This is a genomic window from Fibrobacter sp. UWB7 (genome assembly GCF_900142945.1).
GTDB lineage: Bacteria > Fibrobacterota > Fibrobacteria > Fibrobacterales > Fibrobacteraceae > Fibrobacter.
The window spans coordinates 63,795-86,897 of the sequence record NZ_FRCO01000001.1 but is presented as its reverse complement, the minus strand read 5'-3'; the positions used below and the strand labels follow the sequence as shown (position 1 = coordinate 86,897).

Here is a 23,103-nt window from a genome sequence, read left to right as displayed (position 1 = left end):
TATTGATCCTCTTCATTCCTTGTTGAGGATTCTTTATTTAAATCGTTTGCAAAATGTGCAATTTTGGCAAAAAGGGTGGCGTAGTTCGTGCTGCGCGAATCCTTCTTTTATATTTTGCGCTATTGGACTGTTGACAATTTCAGCAAGGTTTTGTTCGGTTATATGCCCAAGTGTAATTTGTCCGCTATGGTCAAGGCAACAGGCGACAACGCGACCGTCGTGGAGGATTGCTATGTGAGTGTCTAGCGCGCGGCAAGTGCCTGCGATGTTTTGCTCTGGATGACAATTGTTACTGTTTTCGGATTGCGCTGAAGGCCATTCAAATCTTGTGTCTTCGTGCAAATAAAGTCGCCCTGTGATGTTGAAACTCTTGTGTCGGCTGCAAAAATGCCCAGGCGTGATTTCGATACCGAATGTTTCGTGGATGCGCTTAAGCATGTAGCTGTTCCACGAGGAGGCTTCATCGGCACCGACGTTCCATAAACGCAAATTGATGTAGAGATCGGAGCGCTCGATAATTGCGAGACTGCAAAAATCAAGAACATTTTGCAAATATCGTTCAGCGGTTTCGCGGGGGAGTTCCGCGTAGGCATGCGTCGAAAAGTTGACTTGCCGAACGGCGGGCGAGGCAAGAATTTGGCGACCAGTGCGCTCAATTGTTGTGCCGTTAGTCGTGAGCGTTAGCTTTAATGGCGTTTGTTCGAGCTTTTTGAGGTAATGTACAAAGCCGGGGTGGAGCGTGGGTTCGCCGAGAACGTGAAAGTAGACGTTTGTTGCACCGATTTCTTGAGCGCCTGCGATGCATGTTTCGAACAGCTTGGAATCCATGAACGTGCGGCTCGCAGGCTCTTTGCCACATGGGCAAAAGCTACAATGCAAATTGCAAACGTTCGTGATTTCGATGTAGACGCTGTTAATCATTGGAAAAATTATGGATCCTATCGCTACGCTCCAGGATGACGTTTTCAAGGAAGATGCGATGTTATCTCGATGATAGCTGCTTGGTATTCGTTGAGTTTGCCTGCTTTCTTGATTTTTTTGAAAATCTTTTTGGGAATGCTTGGTTCGAGATATTCCCAGAAACTTTGTACGTGCGAGAGAATCTGGCTGTCGCCTTGGTATGTTTGGCAAGCATGGTCAAATATGATCTGGTGCATCTGGAGAATTTTGCCGAGGAAATCTTGTGGAGCGGCGCAGTTTATATCGCGGCAGCTCGATTGTGCGGATCCTGTTTCGTCCTTTCTGCACAATGCTTTGTATTCCGCAGCTAGACTTGGATGGGCGAGCATTCCGCGGCCGATCATCACGCCTGCGAGCTTCGGGTAGCGTCGTTCCATTTCACAGATTTGCGAGACGGTTGTGATGTCGCCATTGTAAACAAGCGGGTGGCGACATTCTGCATAAAATTTTTCGAACGACTTGAAGTCTATTGCGCCTTTGTACTGTTGCTTGCCGAGTCTGGGGTGGAGCGTGATTTGCGAGAGCGGTGTTTCGTTTAGAATTGGGAGGAGCGCAAAAGCCTCGTCGGGGGAGTCTTGCCCAAGGCGCATCTTGACGGAAAATTTTACCGGCGCAGTCCCTTTTACAATTGCCGGCGCAGTTCTAATCACGTCCATTATTTCTTGAACGGCTTGTTCGTCGCTTAAAAGCCCGGCGCCGCGATGGCGGTTGACTTGCATTGGGAAGGGGCAACCCATGTTGAAGTCGATTTCCGTGTAGCCTTTAGCGATTAGCGCGTCTGCGAGGATTTTAAATTCATCGACGCTGTTCGCGATAATTTGCGGAATCTCGCGCGCATTCCCTTCAAGCGCATTTAAATCCCGCAAATCCTTTTCGCGCGGTTTTCCGTTTTCAATTCGCAAGAAAGGTGCGTAATAAGCATCAACACCGCCAAAGATTTCAGCGTGGGCTTTTCGATAAATGCCCGTCGTGTAACCTTGTAGCGGTGCGAATAGAATTCTCAATTTTATTTCCCGAGCGCTTTCTTCAAAGCTCTGATGGCGTTTCCGCGATGGCTGATGACCTTTTTCTCTTCAAGTTCCATCTGCGCAAACGTTCTTGTTTCGCCATCTGGGACAAAAAGCGGATCGTAACCGAAGCCCATGTCGCCGACAGGAGCGTGGTTGATTTCGCCACGGCATTCGCCTTCGAAAATAATCGGTTTGCTGATGACAAATTCACCTTGTTCGTTCTTGGTCACGGTCTGGTACGAGAGCGCACAGAAATAACGTGCTTTACGGTCTTCGATACCTTCGAGCTTTTGCATCAACTTGACGTTGTTGGCTTCGTCATCGCCGTGCTTACCGCAGTAGCGGGCGCTGTAAATGCCCGGTTCGCCGTTCAAAGCGAAAACTTCAAGACCAGAGTCATCGGCGAGAACGGTCGCTTCGATGTTGCGCTTGGCGAGCCATTGAGCTGTTGTGTTTGACTTGATGATGGCATTTTCGGCAAAGGAATTCCCATCTTCGATGATATCTTCGTCAAAACCGATGTCTTTCAAAGTCTTGAATTCGTAGTGGTCGGTGCCCAAAATATGAGCGAAGTCTCTAATTTTTCCGGCACTACCGGTCGCGATAACAAATAAACGTTTCATATTAATCTAATAACTACTGACTATTGACTAATAACTAATTAGTAATGTTCCGGTTTCATGACGATCAAGATGGCGTCAACGACAACGCCTACGCCAAAGAGACCTGCGGTACAAAGCCACAAGATTCCTGTCCAGATTTTTCCTTCGTAAAAACGGTGCAGACCCAAGTATCCGAGCAGAATACAGAGGGCAAGAGCAATCCATTTGTTGTGTTCACCAGTAGAAGGCATAAAGACTCCTTGTTTTTTACGAGTACAATTTAGAAAATGTGAGGAATAGTCGCTAGTCAATAGTCCATAGTCATTAGTAAAAAAACTAATGACCAATATCTAGTAACTAATGACTAATAACCAACAACCAATAACTCAACATTTATTATTATTCCTTTTGTGAAAATGAAAAAATTATCTCTTTCCTTATTGGGTTTCGCAGGGCTTTCTGCGGGCATGTTCCTCGCTGCATCTTGTGCGGCTCCGTCTGTCAATCCCTCCGTGCAGGCTACAGAATCTGTAGCTCCGGTAGCTCATACTCCGGTTTATGCCGCTCCGGTCGCCGTTTTTGAAATGCGCGTGCTCGACAGGGATAAACAAGTCCGCGTTGTCGAAAAGCCGACGCTTGCCGCTCTTGATTTTGCGGCATATTTTTCGAATCCGATCCGCTTAGCGGGTATGGACGAAAAGCCTGAAAATTACACGGGCAAGATGGCAAATGCAAAACTTGCGGAATTCCCGTTCCCGATGCTCGATTCCCTTTCGGAAGATGAACCGGATGCTGTTGCGGGGGTAGCGCCGATTGCGTGGGAACCGTTTGCGAAGATTCTCTATGCGCAGACTGGCGATGAAACGCTTTCGAAGACATTGAATGAGATTGAAGCGGTCAAGTGGGATGAACCCGATGTGTTCCGCGCTTTCCAGACGGTAAGCCGTTTGTGGGGTGTGCCTGGAACGGGTGAAAATCAAGGGAAGATTGAATGGTGGGCAGAAGTGATGCCTGCTGCGTGGACGGGACGTGCTCCGTTCTACGGTAAGCTCAAGGTTGTTTCGGGTGGCGAATCTGCGGAAGTCTTGAATTACTACATGACTGCCGAGATGAACAGTGAAGAGGCGATGAACTGGGCTCGTACGCTTTCGTCTTACTGGTACCCGACTTTGAATACGGACTTGGAACAGCATACGCCAGGCGCTATTTGGGAAAACTCGAGTGCGAACCGCCCGTTTGCTGTGATGCGTGGTAATCCGATGGGTAAGCCCATGTGGGTTGCTTTTGAAGTCCCGGCGTTCCGCTTGACGGATGAACAGTTGCGTGCTGCCGCTGTGGCCGATTCTTTGGCGGCTGCCGGTGAAGTGGTGCCGGTGAACCGCACGCTCGATACGAGTTCCTACGCTCGCTTGGAAACGCTTGCCGCTATGGAAAATAGCTGCCCTGCAACGCCTGCGACAAAGAAGTTCCGCGATGCGCTCAAGAAGAAACTGGCGAAACTCCCGAAGGAACAGAATGCCTGGGCGGATAACGGAATGCTCTGGTTCCGCCGTAATGCAAACTACCTCGTTGCAGATAAAATTAGCGGTCAGGATAGCCTCCACAATCCGCTCCCGAGAATGATTGAACTCAAGCAGTACTTGGATTCCATGAATATTCAGCTCCTTGTGGTTCCGGTGCCTGTGAAAGAAGAAATTTATGCAGACAAGCTTGTAAAGGGTACGCCTGCGGACTTGTGCGTAAACGTAAACGGTCGTGAATTTATCCGCGAAATGCTCGCTGCCGGGATTGACGTGCTTGACCTTTATCCGTCTCTGATGGCGGCCCGCAGTGGCGATGACGCTCCGCATTACAGCTACCAGCGCTACGATACGCACTGGGCATTGCCGGGCATGCTTGCCGCAATGGAACAGCTTGCTTCTCGCGTGACGCAGTACAGCTGGTATGCCGATGCCAATCCGCAGCCGGGTAGCCTCGTGATGAAGGATACGGTAGTGCTGCGCGAAGGGGACTTGGTCGCTCATTTGCCGGATAAGGAAAAGTCCAAGTATGCCGCCGATACTCTTGCAGGCATGAAGATCTACAAGGGCGACAAGGCTTACAAGGGTGGCAAAAATGCTCCGATCCTCTTGATGGGAGATTCTTTCACGGGAGTGTTCGAATCCGTGGACCAAAAGAGCGGAGGCCCGGGTTCCTTGCTTGCTTATGCGACGGGACTCGACGTTCAGGTGCTTACAAGTTGGGGCGGTGGCCCAGGCGTTCGCGCTCGCCTCAAGAAGATGAAAAAGGACATGCTGAGCAAGCGTCTCGTGATTTACATGATGACTGCTCGTGACTACTGGCAAAGTCCGATGGAATGGGACGGCCTGTAGCGTCTTTGGCGCATTTATGCTTGCGCGAATTTTTTGGCCTTTGTTCTTCGCGACGCTCGTGATAGCACTCCCGTTTCTGCTTTGGAACGGGAAAAACGAATCCATGAGCTATCGCGAAATGGCGTGCGTTTTTGAAGAACGTGCGCCGGGTTGCCTTGATTCTATTCACGATTGGCATGCGGGACTTGCTTACTTTGATAGTAGTGTTGCGGCGACTCACGACACTTTGCAATCCCTGAAAAACCTGCTTTGGCAATTTTGGAATATCGAATTTGCCGGGGCGGGCGAGGCGGCTATTGCAAAAGAATCCGTGCTCCCGCTTCGCGTTCTTGCAAACAAAAGATCAGGTTGCATGGGACTTTCGTGGCTTGCGCTCATGGTGGCGCAGTCGCGTGGTTTGCCTCTCGACGCTATTCTCCTTCCGGGGCATGTCTTTTTGCGTTACGGCTCCTCGGACAGTTTTGTGAATTTGGAACCGAACCGTCGCGGCTTTACCTATACCGATGATGAATATCGCGAAAAATACAAAGATGGGCGTTGGACCGGTCTTGAATTTAAACCGCTTAAAACGCGGCAGTTCGTAGGGCTTGCCGCATTTGATATCGGCAATTTGTACCTTGAAAACGATGTCCCGCGAGCGCTCACGTGGTACCGCATGGCTGAAGATTTTTTTCCGGAATATCCGGGAATTACCGTAAATCAGTCGATTGCTAAAAGCCGTTTACCGGATTCCTTGTAATTTCGTTATTTTAAGGCTCTTTACGCCTGTTTTATCGGGTTTTTGAGCTAACTTGTATTTGGTTTTGTTAGGCGTAAATTTCTATTTTAGAGGGGAAATGTCGACACGTTTTAATAACTCCTCTTTTTTGATGAAGGTGCTTTTTTTAGTACCCTGTATTTTTGTTCTTTTTATTCTTTTAGGTTGCGATACATTTTTAGGGGAACATGTCTGGCTGAACGCCCCTGTTGAAACGGATAACGTTCATGACGGCTTGATTACTGTAAGAGCATCGAAGATTAAAAATTCGAGTGGCGGCGCCTTGTCTTATCTGGGGACGTATTCCACGTTGGCAAAGGCGAATGAACGCCCGCAATTGCGTGTCGCTTTGAATTACGATTTTTCCATGGGCATGCACGAAGTCACTTGTGCGGAATTCAAGAGTGTCATGGGTACAACTTTTGATGCCCGCTGCAAAAATGAAGATTCGGACATGTTGCCTGTAACGATGGTGACTTATTACGATGTGATGCTTTATGCAAATGAGCGGAGCAAGCGTGAAGGCTATGATACCGTTTATACTTACACGTCGACGACTTTTGATGCTGTAGGCAATTGCATTGCCATGGAAGGGCTTTCGTTTAATCCTGAAGTCGAAGGGTATCGAATGCCGACGGAAGCGGAATGGATTATGGTGGCTGAACGCCATTGGAATCCATCCGTGGAATGGAATGCCGCAAATTCTGATTTTGAACCGAAAAAAGTTTGTTCGTACGCTCGCATGCACGGCGATTTCTGCGATATGGCGGGTAACGTCAAGGAATGGGTCTCGGATTGGCTTGGCTATTTTAAGGATACGACGATTACCAATTACGTCGGTGCTCCTGATGGAAGTGTCGTTGGGGAGCGCGTCATCAAGGGCGGCAGTTATCGCAATGATCCTTCGGCGATTAAGCTTTACGGTCGAGGCGATGTCTACATTGTCACTTCGGCGACAAAGTCGGACTATCTCGGTTTCCGTCTGGCTTTTGGAAAAATTCCGAATGCAGTTTGGATGGGGCGTGATGGTCATGCCCGAGACAGTCGAATCATCCCGATGGCGGGGGCGACTACGGTCAAGAATAATCTGGGAACGTACCGCGCAAAGTTGGCTTTCCGAAACGATATCACTGGCAATATAGCGTATATCGATTATGTCAATGGAACTTTGTCCGTGACAGAACTTGCAGATACGATTGATTCCTATCATCCGGATATTTCTCCCGATGGTCGTTTTGTGGCGTTTAGCACTGGCACGGAAGGAACTTCCGGGAAGTCCGAGGTCTATATCCGTCCGATTACGGGCTCGAGGACTCAACCGCTAAAACTCAAGGTAAGCGGGAATGCCGCCATCCCTCGTTGGCGCATTTTGGAAAATGGCGATACAGCGATTGTCTATGTGTCTGATGCCGGGAACAATAAGGACGAGTCTGCGTTTAAGGCGAAGAGTACATGGCAGGTGACTTATGCCAAGGGACGCTTTGGTACACCGAAAAAGCTTTTTGATGGTGCTTATCATGGCGGAATTTCGGAGGATTATTCGCTTGCTGTGACGGGTGCCCGCTTATTGCGTGCTCGTATTGCAAAGGGTGGTTCTCTTGCTAATGGACGTGATACGGTTTGGTATAATGGCGAACAGGCTTGCAATGTATCCCTTGCTAATGATGGCTCCAAGCGCGTCTCCTTCCTCGATTTTGGAGGCAAGACGGGGAAGGAATTTGTCGGTAAAAGCTATGGCACGCACGAACGCTTGCTGATTACCGATAGTACGGGGCGCTTAATCAAGGCTATTGCATCACCTGAGGGGTATAGCTTCGACCATGCGGAATGGGCTTTGAATTATAAGGGCGCTCATGCGGATGACGGTTATATCGTGGCGACCCTTGCAAATGCAAATGGTGCCCATACCAAAATTGTACTTGTCAATGTGGCTGATGGTTCCATCGTGAACTTGGTGGAAGGCGATGAACTCTGGCACCCGAGCATTTGGCAGCAGAAAATTTATGTTCCTGAATCATCGGAACTTGATCCTGATAGTGCGGGCGCTTATCTGTATCCGTCGGACAAGTGGGAATCCGTCATCATGCGCTTTAAGATGGAACTCCTTTGGAGGTATCGCGATTCTGCAAACGTCGCTGTATTCGGTTCTTCAAGACCGATGTTCGGGGTGAGCCCGGCACAGTTCGATAAAAAGTTCTTTGCCGTGAATTTTGGACAAACTCCAAATTCCATTTACATGACCCGAGATTACTTGAACCATTACGTGTTCAATCACATGAAAAAACTCAAGTATATCGTCGTGTCGCTCGATATTGATTTCTGGCACAAGATTGATGGTCCGGATGGCGATAACATGTTCTACACGACGTTTGGAAATTATCCGGGATACGTGTATGACGCCAATCATGATTATTGGAAGGATGGATACCCAGAGGGTTTGCTGGAATATACGGAAAGTTCCGTGGGTTCGTCGGATGAAACCCATTACATGAAAGATCGTGGTCGCTACTTAAATGCCAGCTGCAATTCGTGGAAAGATGAGCCTGAAATCGAACAGGACAGCAACTATGTCGATGAACATTGGAATTTGATTGATGATAGCATGGATGCACTCCTCACGATCATTGAAGAATCGGCGAAGCGTAATATCCGAGTGGTCGGCGTTATTTTCCCGCAGAGCCCCGCTTATGCAAAATCAGGTTCGTTTGGTCGTTATGGCTTGCGCCGAACCTCTGCTAAAAAGTTGATTGCGGAACTCGATGGCTTAAAGAAAAAATATCCGAATTTTGTGTTGATGGATGAAAACAAAATGGGTGAGCACGATTACATAGATGCAATGGCTATTGACGAAGACCACTTGTGCTATGCGGGGGCGACGCTCCTGACTTCGCGCTTGAACAAATTGCTATTGTCTTGGGAGGAGGAAAATGAAATGTAAGTCTCTGTTTGGGTTGGGATGGCTTTCATTAGTACCTATTCTCGTTCTTTTGGCGTCTTGCACCGAAGAGAATCCACCTTGTCCTGTCATTGAACCAGCAGGTCAGTTGCCGTTGTCTTCATCATCTTCACTTTCATCTGCAAGCAAAATGGAAGGCTTTGTCAAGATTGCATCTCTTGGCAAGTCGACGTTCCTTGGAACAGATAAACCCGGCGTGCGCAATAGTGAAACGCCACAAATGGAAGTTGCTTTTTCGTACGATTTTTTCATTGGCGAACACGAAGTGACTCGTAGCGAGTACAATGCCTTGCGCCCCAATGCGGGGGCAGAATGCGAAGGCGAGTGCGATGATGAAAGCCCTGTTACCAATGTGACTTATTATGATGCGGTTCTTTATGCAAATGCTTTAAGCAAGTCTCAAAATCTCGATACTGTCTATACGTACACGGATGCGTCTTTTGATGCCGCGGGTAGCTGTGAGAATTTGTCCGGACTTGTCTTCCATGAAAATGTTTTTGGCTATCGTCTGCCGACGGAAGCGGAATGGGTCTTTGTGGCGAACCAGGGCTGGAATCCCGAAGTCAGCTGGAATAGCGAAAATTCGGGCTACGAATTCCATGATGTGGCATCGACGCTTGCAAATGATGTCGGTGTGTACGACATGGCAGGGAATGTGCTGGAATGGGTCAATGACTGGCTCACGTATTTCAAGAAGGATCCTTTAATAAATTTTGTGGGCGGAGCTGATGGCGGTAGCCTTGGTGAACGCGTTGTCAAAGGCGGGAGCTACCGAACGGAACTCTCGCAAATGAATACGTATAGTCGCGGGGATATTTACACGGTGACCTCGTCGACAAAGGGCGTGTACCTCGGTTTCCGTTTGGCTTTGGGTGCAATTCCTAAAGCGTCTTGGCTCGATGAAACCGGAACGGTCAAGGAATCGGTGGTAAAAGTTTCCATGGCGACATTCCAGATGAAACATTTGACGGGAACTTTCGAATCTAAAATGGTGTTCCGCAATGATGTGACGGGCAATTTGTCCTTTGTCGATTTTGGAAATGGCGTGAACTCCGTTATTGAAATCAAGGATACTTTGCATGCCTACCATCCAGACATTTCTCCCGATGGCAAACGGGTGGTTTTCTGTACGGGTGTTGAAGGCGTTGCGGGGCCGTCGAGTGTCTACGTGCGCAATCTGGATGCTACAGGTTCTGGGCTTGTCAAGCTCGATGTCGAGAATGCGGCTATTCCGCGTTGGAGACTTTTGGAAAATGGCGATACGTCGATTGTGTATGTGACGAGTGCTGGCAACAATAAGGATAACGATGCGTTTGCTGCGACGAGCACTTGGCAGGTGCCGTTTAACAATGGAAAATTTGGAACTCCGAAACAAATTCTCGATGGCGCATTCCATGGCGGCGTCAGCCTCGATAAGCAACTGGCGGTGACCGGGGCTAGACTTTTACGTGCTAAGATGGCGACGAGCAGCAAAATGGTGTTCCATGGAATTGACTCGGTTTGGTATAATGGCGAACAGGCTTGCAACGTTTCTCTTGCCAATGATGGTAGCAATAGAACGCTGTTCCTTGATTTTGGCGGCAAGACGGGGCGTGATTTTGTCGGACAGAATTATCGCACGCATGAACGTCTCCTGGTCATGGATTCTAAGGGCAGGCTGATTCAAAGTGTTGAAGCTCCTAAGGGTTATACGTTTGACCATACGGAATGGGTACTTGGCGGCTCGAATATGGCGGTGGCGACATTGGTCAATGTGAACGGCGCCCACGAAAAAATAGCCTTGGTCAACTTTGCCGATAGTTCCGTGAAAATCATTGCCAGTGGCGATGAACTTTGGCACCCGTGTCTGTGGCATTCCAGAAACCTTTACGATAGCGAAGAACTTGATACGGATAGCGCGGGCGTTTACTACCTCTCGAGTGCTTTCTACAGTGCCCTTGAATTGCGCGTGAAAATGGAACGTTTTTGGGAAAATTGCGATAGCATTACGGCTGTGGCATTGGGCTCTTCGAGAACGATGTTTGCGTTGCATGATAAGGAAATCACATCGTACAATCTTTTGAACATGGCGTATTCTGCAGGGCAGATGACGGGCATTAAGTACTTGTTCAAAAATTACGTGCTGAACCACCTGAAAAATCTAAAAGTCATTGTGCTTGAAATGTCTCCAGACTTTTTGTGGTATGATGGCTATGGAACTTGGCAAAATGCAATTTATGATAAAGTCCCTGGATTTAAGTACGATGAAAATCACAATTTCTGGGTCGATGGCTTGCCGGAGCATTTCGTCGATGCCGTAAAAGTGACGCCGCGCCCTGAAACGGCTTTGATGCATCCTTACAATCTTGAAGATTTCTTGCTGCCGAGTGTGCAATGGGGGGATCCTTTCATTCAAAATGATACGACTTTATTTAAGACGAATGATCCTTTTTATAAGGAAAACTTTGCGGTATTCCATTGGATTATTGAAACGGCTCAGGCAAAGGGCATTAAAGTAGTTGTGCCTGTTTATCCGCAAAATCCGGCGTATAAGAATACGGGCTCGTTTGGAGTGTATGGACCGCGTAGGAGTATCGCTAAGGATATCCTAGATTCGGTGCAAAAGCTCGACATTGTGTATTTCGATGAAAATAAATTTGGCGATCACGATTACACGGATGCGATGGCGTATAATATTGACCACTTAGGTACTGCCGGGGCAAAGCAATTTACGCATCGGTTGGATTCACTGCTTTCGACGTTGGCTCGATGATTGCATTTTTTGTAGATTAATTAAAAAATAGGTTGTCCTTATGAAGTTTTTGCTTGCTATTCTGCTTGTGTTGCTGAACGCCTGTTCTGAATCGGATGGCGGGTCGGCTGCAGGCTCAATGGAAGTCGTTGAAGATTCTCTTTCGGGAATGATGCGCTTTTTTGTATCGAATGCCGTTGTGACTCTGGGGACCGATGATGCTACAGCAAAGTCCAATGAACGCCCGCAGATGCGTGTTGTGTTGGATTACGGATTCTCGCTTGGCAAGCACGAAGTGACCTGTGGCGAGTTCAATGACTTGATGAAACCGGCGACGGGGCTCAAGTTCGATTGCGATAGCAAGGACTTGCCGGCGACTGACCTCACGTATTACGATGCCGTGCTTTTTGCCAATGAACGCAGCAAGGCAGAAAAATTTGATACCGCTTATACCTATAGCAAGGCTTATTTTGACAACGATAAGCATTGCACGAACATGGAGGGTTTTGCGTTCCATCCAGATGTAGATGGTTACCGCTTGCCGACAGAAGCGGAATGGGTGCTTGCGGCAATGGCTTACTGGAATGTATCGGATGGCTGGACTGCCGATAATTCGGATTACAAACTCCATAAGGTTTGCAGTAAAGTAAAGTCTGATAATCTAGTTTGCGATGTCGTTGGCAATGCCATGGAATGGGTCAATGACTGGCTGGGTGGTTTCCGCGATACGACTTTGACGAATTTCGTGGGCGCTCCTGATGGCGGTGCGATGGGCGAGCGCGTGGTCAAGGGCGGCAGCTATCGCAGTTCTCCGGAATCGATAAATCTTTATAGCCGTGGTGATATCTACACGGTGACATCTTCGACTCGTGCGGACTATGTGGGTTTCCGTCTTGCTTTTGGTGCAATCCCGGGAGCTACGTGGATGGGCTCAGATGGCAAGGCGGCGTCGAGCCGTGTTATTCCGCTTGCAAATTCCGCAAAGATCCGTTCTGAAACGGGAACGTACAAGACAAAGCTTGCATTCCGCAATGACGTGACGGGAAATCTCGCCTTTATTGATTACGCTAGTGGAATCTTGACCGTTAATGAAATTAGCGATTCGATTGAAGTTTACCATCCTGAAATTTCTCCTGACGGAAAACGTGTGGCGTTCTGCACGCGTATCGAGGGCGTTTCTGGGAAGTCTAGCTTGTACGTGCGCGACCTCAATGTGAATGGCTCGAATCTTGTAAAGCTCGATGTCGAAAGTGCTGCCATTCCGCGTTGGCGCGTGCTTGACAATGGCGATACGGCGATTGTCTATGTGACGGATGCGGGCAACAATAAGGATGATGCCGCTTTTGCATCAACGAGCACTTGGCAGGTGAAATTTGCAAAGGGCAAGTTCGGCAAGCCCGAAAAGCTTTTCGACGGCGCTTATCATGGTGGCATCAGCGAAGACAACACGCTTGCGGTGACGGGGGCTCGCTTGCTGCGCGCCCGCATTGCAAAGTCGGGCTCGACGGTTAAGGATAAGGCTCGCGATACGGTTTGGTATGGCGAAGAACAGGCTTGCAATGCCTCGCTTGCCAAAGACGGTAGCAAACGCACGATATTCCTCGACTTTGCCGGTAAAACAGGGAAAAAGTTTGTGGGGAAGGATTATGTCACGCACGAACGTTTGCTCATGGCAGATTCCAACGGAAAGCTTGTGAATTCGATTGCTGCCCCTAAAGGCTATACCTTTGACCATAGCGAATGGGCAACGGGTGGCGAAGACCTTGTTGTGGCAACGCTTACAAATTCCAATGGTGCTCATTCCAAGATTGTCCTTGTGAATGTCGCTGATAGCTCGATTGTGGAACTTGTCGAAAGTGATGAACTTTGGCACCCGAGCTTGTGGGTCAAGAAAACCGATGGCGCTGATTCTGATGTCAAACTCGATGCGGATAGTGCCGGTGTCTATTTTACAGAACAGGGTGGCGAAGCGGCTATCATTCTCCGTTACAAGATGGAACTCCTGTGGAAGTACATGGATACGGCGAATGTGGTCATTGTGGGTTCTTCACGCCCGCTCGATGGCATAGCACCCTCCGTGTTTAGTGACAAGTTCTTTGCAATTAATCTTGCCAATGTCCCGAACATGGTGGCTGTTTCGGATTACCTCTTGACTAATTACGCATTCCCGCATGTGAAAAAATTGAAGTACGTTATTATATCGCTGGATATTGATTTGTGGTACCACGGTGAAACGGAAACGTACAACTTCTTTAATAAGGAATATGAAAGTTATCCGGGTTATGTCTATGACCGGAACCATGATTTCTGGAAAGATGGTGTCCCGAATCAGTTGGCGAGCTTGACGAGCGAATCCATGGGTATTTACGAGTACTATGACGTCCTTATGGAATCGCGCGGTTTCAGCTATGGGGAATCCGGAACATGGGGCGGAACTCCTACGGCAGATAACGATAGCACTTGGATGGATTATGCGTCTGCCAATTTCTATTCTAGCTTTAATCATCTGAAAAATATCTTGCAGAATGCCGAAAATTATGGAGTCTATGTCGTGGGCGTTGTGTTCCCGCAGAACCCGAATTTCAAAAAAACGGGTTCGTTTGGGCGTTATGGCATTCGCCGGAGCGAAGCACCGAAATTGCTGAAAGAAATCCAGGAATTAGAAAAGGAATACCCTCATTTCGTTTTCATGGATGAAAATAAAATGGGCGACCACGATTATACCGATGAAATGGCGACGAATAAGGACCATTTGTGCTATTTGGGCGCAAAACAGTTGACCTCCCGTCTGGATTCACTTTTGAAAACTTTGAAGTAGCTTATGAAGAATTTGTTTGCTATAGCACACCTTTTCTTGATGATGGCATTCCTGGGATGCGATCATTCTGAAAGTGTATCCGGTGGAGCAAATGAATTTACTTCGGATGAATCTTTGGCGGGGATGATTCGCGTCCCTGCATCAAACCGCGCTGTTTCGCTTGGGACGAATGAGGCTACGGCAAAGTCCAAGGAACGCCCGCAGATGAATGTCGTGCTGGATTACGAGTTCTCGATGGGCAAGCAGGAAGTGACCTGTGGCGAGTTCAACGACTTGATGAAACCGGCAACAGGACTTAAGCTCGATTGCGATAGCAAGGATTTGCCGGCAACCGACCTCACGTATTACGATGCCGTGCTTTTTGCCAATGAACGCAGCAAGGCAGAAAAATTTGATACGGCGTACACTTACGGCAATGCGTCTTTTGATAAGGATCATCATTGCACGAACCTGGAAGGTTTTGCGTTCCACCCAGATGTAAAAGCCTACCGCTTGCCGACCGAAGCGGAATGGGTGCTCGTCGCTCAGACGTATTGGAACTTGTCAGAATCATGGACGGCGGACAATTCGGATTACAAACTCCATAAGGTCTGTAGCAAGACCGATTCTAGCGCTCGCGTCTGCGATGTCATGGGCAATGCGATGGAATGGGTCAATGATTGGCTTGGCGCTTTCCGCGATACGACTTTGACGAACTTTGTAGGCGCACCCGATGGCGGTTCATTGGGAGAGCGCGTGGTCAAGGGCGGCAGTTACCGCAATTCTGCGGAGTCCATTAATTTGTACAGCCGTGGCGATGTCTATACGGTTGCATCATCGACTCGTGCGGATTACGTCGGATTCCGCCTTGCATTTGGGGCGATTCCTGGAGCAACGTGGATGGGGACAGATGGCAAGGCGGCGACAAGCCGGATTGTCTCGCTCACAAATTCTGCGAAAATCCGTTCTTTGACGGGAACGTACAAGGCAAAACTCGCGTTCCGAAATGACGTGACAGGGAACCTCGCTTATATCGACTATTCCAGTGGAATTTTATCGGTAACAGAAATCGCAGATTCCATTGAAATTTACCATCCTGAAATCTCGCCCGACGGAAAGCTTGTGGCGTTCTGCACTCAGATCGAAGGTGTTTCGGGGGCGTCTAGCCTTTATGTGCGCACGCTTGATAGTGATGGCTCGAACCTTGTAAAGCTCGATGTGGAAAGTGCGGCTATTCCGCGTTGGCGTGTGCTCGACAATGGCGATACGGTAATCGTGTATGTGACGGATGCGGGCAACAATAAGGATGACGCTGCTTTTGCATCAACGAGCACGTGGCAAGTGAAGTTTGCAAATGGCAAGTTTGGTAAGCCTGAAAAGCTTTTCGATGGTGCTTACCATGGTGGCATTAGTGATAATAACACGCTTGCGGTAACGGGTGCTCGTTTGTTGCGTGCCCGCATTGCAAAAACTGGTTCGACGGTTAAGGATAAGGCGCGCGATACGGTTTGGTACGGTGGGGAACAGGCTTGCAATGTATCGCTTTCGAAGGACGGGAGCAAACGCACTTTGTTCCTCGACTTTGCGGGGAAAACAGGGAAAAAGTTTGTAGGCGAGGATTACAGCACTCATGAACGCTTGTTCATGGCGGATTCCAACGGAAAACTCGTGGAGTCTATTGCCGCTCCGAAGGGCTATACCTTTGACCATAGCGAATGGATTTTTGGCGGTGAAAACCTTGCTGTGGCGACGCTCACGAATGTAAACGGTGCGCATCCGAAAATTGTCCTTGTGAACTTGTCCGATAGCTCGATTGTAGAACTTGCCGAAGGCGATGAACTTTGGCACCCGAGCCTTTGGGTAAAAACGCAAGCATCTTTCAATGGCGAAAACGCTTTGGATTTGGACAGTGCCTGCGCTTACATCACGGAAACGACGGGTGTCGCCCCGCGAATTATGAAAGTCAAGATGGATTATTTCTGGCAGTACCGCGATACGACGGAACTGGTGGTCATCGGTTCTTCGAGAACTTTTGCGGGAATTGACCCTGAAATGATCAAGTCCATGTTTGCGATTAATATGTCTTATTCCGCACAGGACATGGGTAGCACGCTATTTTATATCAAGAATTACATTCTGCCGCTGATGCCCAAATTGAAATTTATTGTCTTGGCTTTAGATTATGACCGTTGGTATGTCAAGGATGAAAACTGGAATGAATGGTTTGCCAATATTCCTGGCTATGAGTATGACAAGAATCATGGTTACTGGCAAGATGGCTTGATTGGCGACATGTATGAGGCTTCACAACATGCGATGGGCGTTAATGATTATGAATATGAAGCTTTTGGGTACCACCGTGGCGTGATGAAGTCTCCGTCAGAAGGCTGGGGCAAAGACGTGCCTGATGTTGTCTATGACCCGTACTGGTTTGATAAGGATAAGTCGGGATATGATTTTAATCTGGGTCATTTGACCGAAATCCTTGAACTTTCTCGCAATTTTGGTGTTCGCGTTGTGGGCGTTGTTTTCCCGCAGTCGCCGAACTATCTCAAGACTAATGCCTGGGGGCGCTACGGACCGACGCGCGAGGCTGCAAAAGTCATGCAGGCTGCCGTCCAGGAACTTGTCGAAAAATATCCGAATTTCACGGTGCTTGATGAGTACCACGATGGCAATCATGATTTTGAAAGCGAGCTCTTCTTCGATGAAGACCACTTGTGTTCTGATGGCAGCCTTGTGATGACCGCTCGACTGGATTCTTTATTAAAAACGATGAGGTAAATGATGACGTACTTACGATACGGTTTAACTTTGTTCTTTATATTGTCTCAGATGACATCTTGCTCTGATTCCGATAGTGTTTCGTCGAACCAGTCTAAGGATGATCCTGCCGCCGCGCTTCCGGGAATGATGCGCATTTCTGCAGAAAACGCTGTGGTACAGCTTGGGACAAATGAAGTCTCTGCTAAGGCAAATGAACGCCCGCAAATGAGCGTAGCTTTGAATTACAAGTTCTCGATCGGCAAGTACGAAGTCACTTGTAGTGAATTTAATGATTTGATGAAACCGGCAACGGGGCTCAAGCTCGATTGCGACGATAAGGATTTCCCGGCAACGGACCTCACGTATTACGATGCCGTGCTTTTTGCAAATGAACGCAGCAAATCAGAAAAGTTCGATACCGCTTACACATATAGCAAGGCTTCGTTTGATAAAGACAAACATTGCACGAATTTGGAAGGCTTTGCTTTCCATCCCGAAAAAGAAGCGTACCGTTTGCCGACTGAAGCGGAATGGATTTTTGTCGCCCAGAAGTATTGGAAGGCGTCCGAAAGCTGGACTGCCGACAATTCGGATTACAAGCTCCACAAGGTTTGTAGCAAGGGCGATTCGAGTGCAAGTGTCTGCGATATGGTCGGCAATGCCATGGAATGGGCAAATGACTGGCTTGGAAATTTGCGCGATACGACTTTGACGAACTTTGTCGGGGCACCTGATGGTGGCTCATTGGCGGAGCGCGTTGTCAAAGGCGGGAGCTACCGCAATTCTGCGGAATCCATCAACTTGTACAGCCGCGGTGATGTTTACACGGTCACGTCTTCGACTCGTGCCAATTACGTGGGCTTCCGTGTAGTTTTTGGTGCAATCCCTGGGGCGACATGGATGGGCGCTGATGGCAAGGCGGCGACAAGCCGAATTGTCCCGCTGGCGAATTCTGCTAAAATGCGTTCTAAGACGGGAACGTACAAGGTAAAGCTTGCTTTCCGCAATGACGTGACGGGTAATCTCGCTTACATTGATTATTCTACGGGCCTTCTTTCGGTGACGGAAATTGCAGACACGCTCGAAGTCTACCATCCCGAAGTTTCTCCGGATGGCAAGCGCGTGGCGTTCTGCACACGCATCGAAGGTGTTTCTGGAAAGTCGGACCTCTATGTGCGTGACCTCAATGCCGAAGGCTCGAATCTTGTGAAGCTCGATGTTGAAAGTGCTTCGATTCCGCGTTGGCGCGTGCTTGACAATGGCGATACGGCGATTGTCTATGTGACGGATGCGGGTAACAATAAGGATGATGCTACTTTTGCGGATGCAAGTACGTGGCAGGTCAAGTTTGCAAAGGGCAAGTTTGGCAAGCCTGAAAAGCTTTTCGATGGCGCTTACCATGGCGGCATTAGCGAAGACAATAAACTTGCAGTAACGGGTGCACGCTTGCTGCGCGCCCGCATTGCAAAATCGGGTTCGACGGTAACAGGCAAGGCTCGCGATACCGTTTGGTACGGTGGGGACCAGGCTTGCAATGTCTCGCTTGCCAAAGATGGTAGCAAACGTACGTTGTTCCTCGACTTTGCTGGTAAAACCGGAAAGAAGTTTGTAGGGGAGGATTACAGCGCGCATGAACGTTTGTTCATGGCAGATTCCAACGGAAAGCTAGTCAACTCGATTGCCTCTCCGAAGGGCTATACTTTTGACCATAGCGAATGGATTTCGGGCGGTGAAAATCTCGCTGTGGCAACACTCACGAATGCAAACGGTGCTCATTCCAAGATTGTCTTGGTGGATATTTCCGATAGTTCCATTGTAGAACTTGCCGATGGCGATGAACTGTGGCACCCGAGCTTGTGGGTAAAAACGTCTGCGAATTCTGGCGAAAAAAGTGCTCTGGATCCGGACAGTGCTTGCGTCTACATGACCGAGAACACGAACATCGCGACGCGACTCATGAAAGTCAAGATGGATTACTTCTGGAAGTATCGCGACACGGCTGAACTTGTGATTATCGGGTCTTCGAGATCGTTTGCGGGCATGGATCCGACATACATTGAATCCATGTTTGCTATCAATATGGCTTATTCCGCGCAGGATATGGAAAGTACGACGTTCTTTGTGAAAAATTACATCTTGCCGTTGATGCCTAAATTGAAGGTCGTGGCGTTGACTCTGGATTATGACCGCTGGTATGTCAAGGACGAAAATTTCAAGGTCTGGTTTGCCAATATTCCAGGCTATGAATACGACAAGAATCACGGTTACTGGCAAGACGGGCTGATTGGCGACATGTATGAAGCTTCGCAGGCGGCGCTGAACCCGACCGAAGATGAATACGAACAGTTTGGATACCATCGTGGCTTGTATTATGACCCGGCAAAGGGATGGGGTGCTCCTAATCCTGAAGTTGCCAACGATTCCAACTGGTTTGAAATCGACCGTTCCGGTTTTGATTTTAACATGCAGAAGTTGACGGAAATTTTGGAACTGGCTCGCAACCATGATGTTTATGTTGTTGGTGTTGTCTACCCGCAAACGCCGAATTTCTTGAGTACAAATTCTTGGGGCCGTTATGGACCGACCCGTAAGGCGGCAAAGATTATGGAAGATGCCGTGCTGGAATTGACCGAAAAATACCCGAATTTTGCGGTGCTCGACGAATACCATGATGGCTATCATGACTTTGTTCCTGAAGACTTTGCCAATGAAGACCATCTTGGGCTTCAGGGCGCACAAGTGATGGCGACACGTCTTGATTCTTTGCTGAAGAAAACGTTGAAGTAGTATTTTGAAGGGGAGCTGAAAATGATCGCGCTTGCTATATGTGTTGCTGTTTCGCTTTTTGCGATATTCCCGCTGACAGATACTGATATCTGGTGGCACTTGGCTTGCGCACGGGAATGGGTGACGACATGGACTCCTGTACGTGAACCAGTCGTGAACGTACACGAGTATTTTCAGCAGGTCGTGGCATTTGTCTACGACATTGGCGACGCTCCGTTGTTGGTCGCATTCAAGGCGATTTTGTGGGGCGTCGTTTTTGCGCTGTTCTTGCATCGTGCGAAATGCCGCAATTGGGTAGTTGTTGCCTGTGTCGCTATTCTCCTCTTTATTTTCCGCTACCAGTTTGAAATTCGACCGGTGCTTTTTAGCATGCTCTTCCTCGGGATTTACTGGAATGTATTGCCGTGGCTCTTTTACGGATGGCGTGATGAACACAAAGTAAGCCGGAGCACACAAGCTAAAAAGTTCCATTTTGTGTTTCGCAAAGTGTTTCACGACATAACTATTTCTTACAAGTTCTTGGGAGTACTTGTCGTTCTTTTTATCCAGTGGATTTGGTGCAAATGTCAGGGGCTGTTTATTCTAGGATTGATTTTTGCGTATGGCTTTTTCTTGTATGGACTCTGGTTCCGCCGTTGGGGAAATTTTGGAAAGGTCCGTCAATGGAAGGGCGTGAGGATCCCGTTCAGGACTCTTGCATGGCAGACGCTTTTTGTGATTTTGCTCTTTATCATGCCGGTGTTCCATCGAGATGGCTTTAACTTGTTGCCTTACCCGTTTGGCTTGCTCGACCGCTTGCTTGGGCTTTCGCCTTCGGCAATGGTTTTTGCGACTGAAATTGCGGAGAACCGTTCGCCCATTACGCTTTTGCTGAACGGTGAAAATGTGTTGCAGTCTGTTTTGATGCTTGTCCTTTGCGTGGGTGGAATTGTACTTGCCGCGGTGCGGTGGCATTTGCAGCCCGCCCCTTACTTGTCGTGGCAATTGTCTTGGCAGGTAAAAGAACGCGTCGAGGCTATCTTTGTGCGTCGCTTGCAGCCCTCCTGGCTTTTCATCACGGCAGTCCTCGCTTTGCTTGCCGAGCGTAACTTTGTACTCTTTTTACCGGTGTTTTTGGCGGTGCTTTTGCAATTCTCGTGGCGTCACACAAGCTTTAAGTTGCAGGTAAAAAATCGTCATGTTAAGAATTTGCAGAGGTTGAGTTCTAAGCTTAGACTCAAGAACCGTCTTGCCGAAAAGTCGAAAAACACATCGGATACGTTGCTTGCGGCTCTCGTTGTCGCGTTCCTTCTCGGACTTTGGGTAAAGTCAGTCTTGTCTTACGATTCCATGGTCGCGTACCAGCGCGTGCCCGTGGCGGCGGCGCATTGGATGATGGAAAATCCGCACCCGGGGAGACTTTTCAACGATGACCGTGCAGGCGGTTACTTGGCATTTATGAACCCGCTAGATTCAACTTACATAGATGGGCGATTTATTTTGAAGACGGCGGAATTTTTTGAACGCTATCTCGAATATGCGAAAACGCCGCAGCTCTTTTTGCGCGATGCCGAATTGCAGGATATCGACCGCGTAGTGCTCCCGCTCCGCTATTACGCCAGGTGGGATAAATTGATTGCAGCTCTTGATTCTAGCGAAAAATGGCACGTTGGGTACCGCGATTCGCTTTTTGTCGTGATGGACCGCACACAGTACTAAAACGTAAGACTAAAAAAATTTAAATTTGGTCGCTAATAATTTATTTTTAGATAGATTTAACGGCCCTGTGTGGGCAATGGAGTTGTGTATGAATCGTTTGGTAAAAATGGGTCTTGCAGGCCTGTTTGCTTTTGGTCTTGCCCAGGCTAAGGTCAATTTCCCGTTCCCGCAGATGTCGGATTACGGTGGAAATGCGACGCTTTTGAGCGACAAGGCTAAAGCTTCCGAAGAATTGAAGTCCCAGTTTGCCTACTGGATGAAGGCTATGTACAACGAACAGGGCGATGTTGCCGGTGTCCGTTCTGATCCGGGCTCCGATACGTATTTCTCGGAAGGTGTCGGCTATGGCATGCTCCTTATGGTCTACTTTAGCGATAACACTACAAGCTATCAGCCGCAATTCGACAAGATTTGGAACTTCTACAAGAAGATGATGAACGAAAACGGTCTCATGATTTGGAAGGTCGGTAACCTTTCTCAGTCGTGGGATGCCGGTAACGGTGCAGCACTCGATGGCGATATCGATGCCGCTGCCGCTCTTGCGATGGCATACTACCAGTTTGGCGACGAAAAGTACAAGGAAGATGCCAAAAAGCTCATCCAGTCCATGAAAAAGTCCGAGTTCGAATCGAATGGTCTGCATTTGCCGGGCGACAAGTGGGGCGATGCCGCTTTCAACCGCAAGAACCCGGGCTATTTTGACCCTGCCTACATGCCGGTTTTTGCCTTGATCGATACGGACAATGCGGAATTCTGGAACAAGACCGCTTACGATGCCAACATGAAGCTTTACGAAGCTAGTTCTGCAGAAGTTACGACGGGCCTCATTGATGACTGGACTGATAAAAACGGCAAGAGCGAAGATGACTACTATAGTTACGATGCATCCCGCGCTCCGTGGCGCAATGCCAAGGCTGTCTGCTGGCATGGCGATACGCGTGCTCTCGCTCTCGACAAGAAAATGGCTGAATTTGTCTCTACCGTCAGTGCCGCCAACATGAAGGGCCCGGTCCTCAGATCGTCTGGCAGTCTTGGCAATGATCACAACAGCACGTTCGTGACCTCCCTCATGACATCTCTTATCTCCGATGCCAAGTATCAGGCTAAGCTCGATGAATACTGGAAGGAAGCGGTCGCTCTCGGTGATGAAAACTACTTCAACCAGTCTCTCAAGCTTTTGAACGGTTTGCTCGTTTCGGGTAACATGCCGAACCTCGCCGCTGCAACGCCTTCGCAGCCGACTTCTTCGAGCTCTGTGAATCCGGAATCCAGCTCCAGCAGCGGAACGACTGCCTTGACCGCCGCAATGACGAGCGCTCCGAAGATGACGCTTGCCGGTAGAACGCTCCAGATTGCCGCCAATGGCAATGTCCATGTGGATTTGATTTCCATGACGGGTAGCGTGTTGAAGTCGTTCGACAATCACGCCAATGGTGTGTTGAACGTCTCCTTGAAGGCTGTTCCGAACGGTCTCTACGTTGTACGCGTCAAGAACGCTGGTATGACGAGCCTCAAGAAGATCAAGCTCGACTAAAAGCTAAAACAGTGAAGCCCGCCCCTGCGGGAAAACTTTAAAAGTCCGGGAATTGTGAATTCTCGGGCTTTTTTTGTTATGTAAAATTATGACGAATTAATGTGTTTTTAACGAATTATTTTGAACAATCTTT

At 48.6% G+C, this 23,103-nt stretch carries 13 protein-coding genes; 9 read left to right on the top strand and 4 right to left on the bottom strand.

All coding sequences use genetic code 11. From position 1 onward, the window contains the following. Positions 1-33: 33 nt before the first annotated feature. From BUC30_RS00355 to BUC30_RS00340, 4 genes are read right to left on the bottom strand one after another with little or no spacing between them, the layout of a single operon-like run. Positions 34-921: a radical SAM/SPASM domain-containing protein gene (locus BUC30_RS00355; protein WP_244536407.1), complete on the bottom strand. Its 888-nt coding sequence runs from the start codon at positions 919-921 to the stop codon at positions 34-36. 44 nt (positions 922-965) lie between these two features. Continuing rightward, positions 966-1,964 carry a tRNA-dihydrouridine synthase family protein gene (locus BUC30_RS00350; protein ID WP_073422905.1) on the bottom strand — a complete coding sequence of 333 codons (999 nt, stop codon included), beginning with the start codon at positions 1,962-1,964 and terminating at the stop codon, positions 966-968. 2 nt (positions 1,965-1,966) lie between these two features. Beyond that, positions 1,967-2,593 (bottom strand): RdgB/HAM1 family non-canonical purine NTP pyrophosphatase, encoded by a 627-nt coding sequence (gene rdgB / locus BUC30_RS00345; RefSeq protein ID WP_073422903.1) that lies wholly within the window; start codon positions 2,591-2,593, stop codon positions 1,967-1,969. Between the two features lie 38 nt (positions 2,594-2,631). Continuing rightward, the gene (locus tag BUC30_RS00340; protein WP_073422902.1) at positions 2,632-2,823 is read right to left on the bottom strand and encodes a TM2 domain-containing protein; all 192 of its coding nucleotides are present in this window, start codon (positions 2,821-2,823) and stop codon (positions 2,632-2,634) included. Positions 2,824-2,988: 165 nt separating this feature from the next. Between BUC30_RS00340 and BUC30_RS00335 the strand changes: the two genes are divergently transcribed. The 9 genes from BUC30_RS00335 (at position 2,989) to BUC30_RS00295 (ending at position 22,970) form a co-directional block, all read left to right on the top strand. Next, on the top strand, positions 2,989-4,944 hold the full coding sequence (locus BUC30_RS00335) for an alginate O-acetyltransferase AlgX-related protein (protein WP_073422900.1): 1,956 nt from the start codon (positions 2,989-2,991) through the stop codon (positions 4,942-4,944). Positions 4,945-4,960: 16 nt separating this feature from the next. Further along, the gene (locus BUC30_RS00330) at positions 4,961-5,683 is read left to right on the top strand and encodes a transglutaminase family protein (RefSeq protein WP_073422899.1); all 723 of its coding nucleotides are present in this window, start codon (positions 4,961-4,963) and stop codon (positions 5,681-5,683) included. A gap of 97 nt (positions 5,684-5,780) precedes the next feature. Continuing rightward, on the top strand, positions 5,781-8,639 hold the full coding sequence (locus BUC30_RS00325; protein ID WP_073422897.1) for a TIGR02171 family lipoprotein: 2,859 nt from the start codon (positions 5,781-5,783) through the stop codon (positions 8,637-8,639). Further along, a complete protein-coding gene (locus tag BUC30_RS00320; protein ID WP_083555441.1) occupies positions 8,629-11,409 on the top strand; it encodes a TIGR02171 family lipoprotein in 2,781 nt (926 codons plus the stop codon). Before BUC30_RS00325 ends, BUC30_RS00320 begins: the two co-directional genes overlap by 11 nt. 40 nt (positions 11,410-11,449) lie before the next feature. Further along, positions 11,450-14,206, top strand: coding sequence for a TIGR02171 family lipoprotein (locus tag BUC30_RS00315; protein WP_073422896.1), 2,757 nt, complete (start codon positions 11,450-11,452; stop codon positions 14,204-14,206). A gap of 3 nt (positions 14,207-14,209) precedes the next feature. Next, complete coding sequence (locus BUC30_RS00310) at positions 14,210-16,969, top strand: TIGR02171 family lipoprotein (protein ID WP_073422894.1); 2,760 nt, start codon at positions 14,210-14,212, stop codon at positions 16,967-16,969. After that, positions 16,970-19,738: a TIGR02171 family lipoprotein gene (locus BUC30_RS00305; RefSeq protein ID WP_073422892.1), complete on the top strand. Its 2,769-nt coding sequence runs from the start codon at positions 16,970-16,972 to the stop codon at positions 19,736-19,738. A gap of 21 nt (positions 19,739-19,759) precedes the next feature. Next, positions 19,760-21,436, top strand: a complete 1,677-nt coding sequence (locus BUC30_RS00300) for a hypothetical protein (RefSeq protein ID WP_073422890.1) — start codon at positions 19,760-19,762, stop codon at positions 21,434-21,436. 88 nt (positions 21,437-21,524) lie between these two features. Beyond that, the gene (locus BUC30_RS00295) at positions 21,525-22,970 is read left to right on the top strand and encodes a glycosyl hydrolase family 8 (protein ID WP_073422888.1); all 1,446 of its coding nucleotides are present in this window, start codon (positions 21,525-21,527) and stop codon (positions 22,968-22,970) included. The last annotated feature ends 133 nt before the right edge of the window (positions 22,971-23,103 follow it).